Below are 2,604 nucleotides of genomic sequence, written 5' to 3'. Positions count from 1 at the left end.
CGGCGGCCGTGCCAGCACCAGCGTGTGCAGCCCCGGCCCGCCCGGCTGCGGCAGCCAGCCATCGCCGTAATAGCGGATATCCACATCGGCTTCGAACTGGATCAGGTTGGCCGGCCGGTCGGTGGGGCGCAGTTCCACCTGGAAACCCGGCCCGGTCTGCTCGAACGCGGCAATCTGCGCAGACAGCCACTGCGTGGCAAAGCCCGGCACGCACCACAGCCGCAGGTCGTGGATCTGGCCCTGGGCCATGATCTCGCGCGTGGCCGACACCACATCGAGCATCGCGGCCGAAACCCGCGCGTGATAGGCCTGCCCAGCCTCGGTCAAGGTCACGCGGCCCCCCTGACGATCGACCAGCATCACCCCCAGCCATTCCTCCAGCGCCTTGAGATGACGGCTCACCACCGTATGATCGAGCCGCAGCAGCGCAGCAGCGCGGCGCACCCCGCCGACGCGGCCCACCACCTCGAACGCGCGCAGCGCGGCGAACGGCGGGATCGCCTTGCCCGACAGGAAATCGCCGAAATTCAGGTCTGCGGAAGGCAGCGGATCGGGCACAGACATCCTCATTGCTGGTGCGATCGCATGATATCACCAATCGAGCGGTGCACCAGATGCACCAATACTCGGAAATTGACAACATTTCCGGCCTCACATGCAGTTGACGCCCTGACATCCAGCCGCAATTGTGATCGCAGCACTTTGCAACAGGAGACCGTCCGATGCGCGTCCACATCCGCTCTGCGCGGCATTTTGCCCTGGGCCTTGGCCTGGCGCTGGCCCTGCCCGCCACCGCAGCCCTTGCTGATACTGGCGCCGCCAGCATCGCCAAGCCGGCCAAACTGGCAAGCAGCGCGGTCACCGCCGCCCTCGCCAGCAGCGCCGCACACCACAGCGACGAAGGCGGCGCGGCCGTATCCGACCTGCCGCAGCTGCATTCGGCCGACAAGAAGTTCATGAGCGGCGCGTATGCCGTTGCCGGCCCCAACCACGACAGCTTCACCGGTGCAGGCTACCCGGTGAACGAATTCATGGTCTTCCTGTCGGGCGGCGTCACCCTCACCTCGGCCGATGGCACCGTGCTGGAGGTGAAGGCCGGCGATGCAGTGTCGATCCCCAAGGGCTGGCTCGGCCGCTGGGATTCCAAGGGCTATGAAAAGTTCTACGTGGTCTACGACCCGGAAAAGCCGGTGGAATAACGGCAACGTAAGCCCTCTCCTCTTCAGAGGAGGGGGTTGGGGGGTGGTGCGAAACCTTGCGCTACGCCTCCACCACCCCCGCCCCCTCCTCTGAAGAGGAGGGGAGAGAAACGCCCGCTTTCCCCCTCCGCCTATGCCGCGCGCACGCGGGTGATCACGTCCTGAAACGCACGATAGGCATCTTCGCCCAGGTAGTTGGCGTATTGGCACTTGGCGAGCGCCGCCTCGGGCGGGAAGATCGCGGGGTTGTCGCGATATTCGGCGTCCATCTGCGCCAGTGCGGCCCCATTGGGCGTGGGATAGCGAATGGTGCGCGAGATATCGGCGCCGGCGTCTGCGCTCAGCAGGTAGTTGATGAACGCGTGCGCCGCATCGGGATTGGGCGCGCCGGCGGGAATGCACAGTTGGTCGGACTGCAGGATACTGCCTTCCTTGGGGACAACGAACGCGAGATCCTTGTCCTCGCGCATCACCTGGGCAATGTCGCCATTGTATTCGATCACGATATCGCAATCGCCCGACAGCAGCAGATCCTGGCCATTGTCGTCATGGAACGTGGCGATGTTGCCCTTTTGGCGGATCAGCAGGTCCTGCACCTTGGCGAGCGTCGCCTTGTCGAACGTGTTCATATCGGCGCCGAGGTAGATTTCGGTCAGCCGGCACAGGTCTGCTGCGTCAGACAGCACCGCAATGCGGCCCTTGTATTGCGGCGAATCCAGCACCCATTTCCAGCTGTCGGGCACGCCCTGGATCTTTGACTTGCGATAGCCGATGCCCAGCACCAGCCAGGTATAGGGCATGGCATATTTGCGGCCCGGATCGAACGGCGCATCCTGGAAGCGCGGCAGGATGTTCTTCATGTTGGGAATCTTGGCGTGATCGAGCGGCATCAGCATGTTGGCCTTCGCCATGCGCTGCACGAAATCATTGGCCGGCACCACCACGTCATAGCCCGGATTGCCGCCGCGCAGCTTGGCAAACAGCTCGTCGTTGTTGGAATAGAGGCTCATGTTCACGCCGATGCCGCTGGCCTGCTCAAAGCCCGACAGGGTGTGCTTGCCGACGTAGGTATCCCAGTTGTAGAAATTGACCATCTGCGAAGGATGCTTCTTGCACCCCGCCAGCCCGGAAAACGTGATGCCGACCGCTGCCGTGCCCAGGCCGGCCAGGAATCCGCGCCGCGAAGGGGTTGCTTGCATGATTGCCCTCATGGTTGGCCCGGTTGGATTTTCGGGCATTGCTTTTGCGCACGATATGTGATCACAGGATACAGGTAAAGCCTTTCATCACGGGGAAACGACAATGGCACGCGATGGCTCACCCAAGGGCATGGCCGGCGGACGGCTGACGCGGCGCGCCTTCGTGCAGACCGGCTCGGCCACGGCGGCTGCCGCGCTGGCCACGC

3 protein-coding genes are annotated in these 2,604 nt (G+C 64.0%); 1 reads left to right on the top strand and 2 read right to left on the bottom strand.

The annotated features are described in order from the left end of the window. Positions 1 to 558, bottom strand: a 558-nt coding sequence (locus tag H926_RS0105425; protein ID WP_237740977.1) for a LysR family transcriptional regulator, incomplete at its 3' end; no start/stop codon positions are given. 164 nt (positions 559 to 722) lie between these two features. Here H926_RS0105425 and H926_RS25755 point away from each other — a divergent pair. Beyond that, a complete protein-coding gene (locus H926_RS25755) occupies positions 723 to 1,199 on the top strand; it encodes a cupin domain-containing protein (protein WP_022675409.1) in 477 nt (158 codons plus the stop codon). 131 nt (positions 1,200 to 1,330) lie between these two features. Here H926_RS25755 and H926_RS0105415 read toward each other — a convergent pair whose 3' ends face one another. Then, positions 1,331 to 2,398 carry a PotD/PotF family extracellular solute-binding protein gene (locus H926_RS0105415; protein ID WP_022675408.1) on the bottom strand — a complete coding sequence of 356 codons (1,068 nt, stop codon included), beginning with the start codon at positions 2,396 to 2,398 and terminating at the stop codon, positions 1,331 to 1,333. Positions 2,399 to 2,604: the final 206 nt, after the last annotated feature.

Source organism: Novosphingobium sp. B-7, assembly GCF_000410615.1.
In the GTDB taxonomy this organism is placed as follows: Bacteria; Pseudomonadota; Alphaproteobacteria; order Sphingomonadales; family Sphingomonadaceae; genus Novosphingobium; species Novosphingobium capsulatum.
The sequence above is the reverse complement of the archived record's forward strand: the minus strand, read 5'-3'. Positions and strand labels throughout refer to the sequence as shown.